This window comes from Stackebrandtia sp. (assembly GCF_035643755.1).
Lineage (GTDB): Bacteria > Actinomycetota > Actinomycetes > Mycobacteriales > Micromonosporaceae > Stackebrandtia.
On sequence record NZ_DASQPW010000140.1, the window covers coordinates 1 to 2,402 of the forward strand.

General features: G+C 73.8%; 2 protein-coding genes. Both read right to left on the reverse strand.

The window, feature by feature from the left end; all coding sequences use genetic code 11:
• The coding region (locus tag VE172_RS10890; protein ID WP_324801120.1) for a hypothetical protein at positions 1–189 on the reverse strand (189 nt) is incomplete at its 3' end.
• On the reverse strand, positions 186–2,402 hold a 2,217-nt coding region (locus VE172_RS10895), incomplete at its 5' end, for an FtsK/SpoIIIE domain-containing protein (protein WP_324801123.1). The genes VE172_RS10890 and VE172_RS10895, both read right to left, overlap by 4 nt.

Here is a 2,402-nt window from a genome sequence, read left to right on the forward strand (position 1 = left end):
CACCGCGGCCGACAACCGGCCCGCCAGCTCGGTGAGCGCGGAGCGCTCGGTCTCGGCGCGGTCCCGCGCGGCGGCGACCCGCGCGGTGTCGCGCTCGAGCTCGCGGCGGGACCGGGCCGAGGCGTCGGCGTCGGTGCTGCGCAAGCGTTCCAGCTCGTGCAGCAGGGTCAGGTAGGTGCCGTCGCTCATGCCGGGAGCTCCTCGAATTCCCGCCCCGGTCTCACGAAGGGGACACACAGCCGGGTGGTGTTGTCGTGCCGGTCGATGAGAAGCGCGCGGTTGGCGCGCGGCTCGTACTCGCTGTTGATGTCGCCGATGAACGACCCGATCTCCTTGCCGCGCACGTTGAGCAGCATCAGACAGGCGACGTCCTCGCGGTTGCCGCTGCCGCCGATGTCCTCGATGAAGCGCTGCGCGCCGCGCCACCAGCCCAGCAGGTGGACGCCGCGTCCCGGTCCCTGTTTCAGGAGGATGCGCAGCTGGGCGAGCCCGGTGGCGCCGAGCACGGGTCCGCAGGCGTCGCCGCCGAACACGACGAGGTAGGTGGGGCGGTCGGGGGAGTTCTGTTCGGCCAGGCCGCGCACCTGGGCGGCCAGGTCGCGGGGCGGCACCACCACGTGGTGATGCCCGGCCTCGGCCAGGGCCTCGGCGGTGGCGTCGACGACGGCGTCGGCCTGGGCGACCATCGCGGCCAGCACGAAGACGGCGCGCTCGGGCTGGTGCTGGCGGGCCAGGCTGAGGGTGGCGGCGTGCAGCACGTCGGCGCCGACGGTGGAGGTGCCGAGCACGGCGAGGTGGCGTCCAGGCACGGCGTCCAGATCGCATGCGACGGTGGAGATCGCGACGTCGACGGCGCGGCCCACCAGGGCGCTGGTGCGCCGCCCGCCCGGGGCCAGGCGCGCGAAGTCGGGGCTGGCGTCCAGGTGCTGCTCGGCGTACCCCGCGAAGACCGTGGGTCGGGGCGCGGTGGCGTCGCGGCGCTCCCACAGCTCGCGGCGCAGGCCGTGCAGCAGCTCGGGATCGGCGGTGGCGTCGGGGAAGTTGATCGGGCGGTTGAAGCCCTCGGCGCCACCCGACGGGTTCACGATGGCCTGTCCGATGGTGATCGACTCGGCGGCCTCGTTGAGGTGGTGGAGGATGCGCTTGGCGCCCGGCAGCGCGACGCGCATCGGGAACTGCCCGAATATCGAATCGGTCTTGGCGTACAGCGCCTCGATGCCCGAGATGGTCTGGCTGGCCAGCACCAGGTGGATGCCGTACGAGCGGCCCTTGCGGGCCAGCTCCTCCAGGTGCGCCACGGCGGTGCGGGCCAGGCGGTCGTTGCCCGCGAACAGCACGTGGAACTCGTCGATGACGGCCAGGACGCGCGGGTAGTCCTCCGCGGGCTGGGCGGTTCGCAGGTCGGCGAGCTTCGTGACGCCGACCCGCTTCATGGCCGCGGCGCGGCGGTTCAGCTCGGTGCGCAGCTCCGCCAGCACGGCGACGCCGTACTCGCGGTCGGACTCCACGCCGACGGCGCGCACGTGCGGAATCCAGGTGGCGTCGTGGGCCGAGGGCGTGAACTCGGTGAAGGACACGCCCTCCTTGAAGTCCAGCAGGTACATGGCGAGCTCGCGCGGCCCGTACCGCGCGGCGAGTCCATACAGGACGTCCAGCAGGAACACCGTCTTGCCGCCGCCGGTGCGCCCGCCGATCAGCCAGTGGGGTGTGGCGTCGTCGAACGACAGCTCGACCTCGCCGCGCGAGTCGCGTCCCACGCCGGTGGTCAGCCCGTGCAGGCTCGACCCCTCCCACAGCCGCGGCGGAATCAGCGCGGGCATGCCCACCGCCCGGTCGGCCCGATGCCGCTCGCCCAGCGCCTCGTACACCCCGCGCGTCAACAGCGGGGGCGGTGGCGGGTCGAACTCCACGGGCGCGGGAATCCCGCCCACCCGATGCGTCCCGTCGCCGTCGTCCACTGTGACGTACGTCGCGTTGTCGATGGCGGGCAGCTGTTCGCGCGAGTGCCGCGGCGACCACCCCGCCAACACCAGGTGCGTGCGCCCGTGCGGCCCCGCGTGCGCCAGCGCCGCGATCCGCCCCGTCACCGCCCGCGACAGCCCCGGCGGCAGCCCGCCCACCACGACCAGGTGAAAGGGCACCTCGCCCGCCCCGTCGTGCCGCGCCTGCTGCGCCCGCCTCACATGCGCCTCGGCGGCGTCCAGCGCCTCCGCCAACCCGGCCGTGTCGGTCGCGGTCGGCGCCGCGATCCCCGCCGCCACCAACGGCGCGCACCCCGTGAACGTCTGCCCCAGCGTCACGCAATCCACAAGCGACACTTCCAGTCGCGGCACGCTCCCCAACGCCCGCAACAACACCGACTGCAACACCCCCGCCACCCGCGGATCCGACGCGTCCCCGTC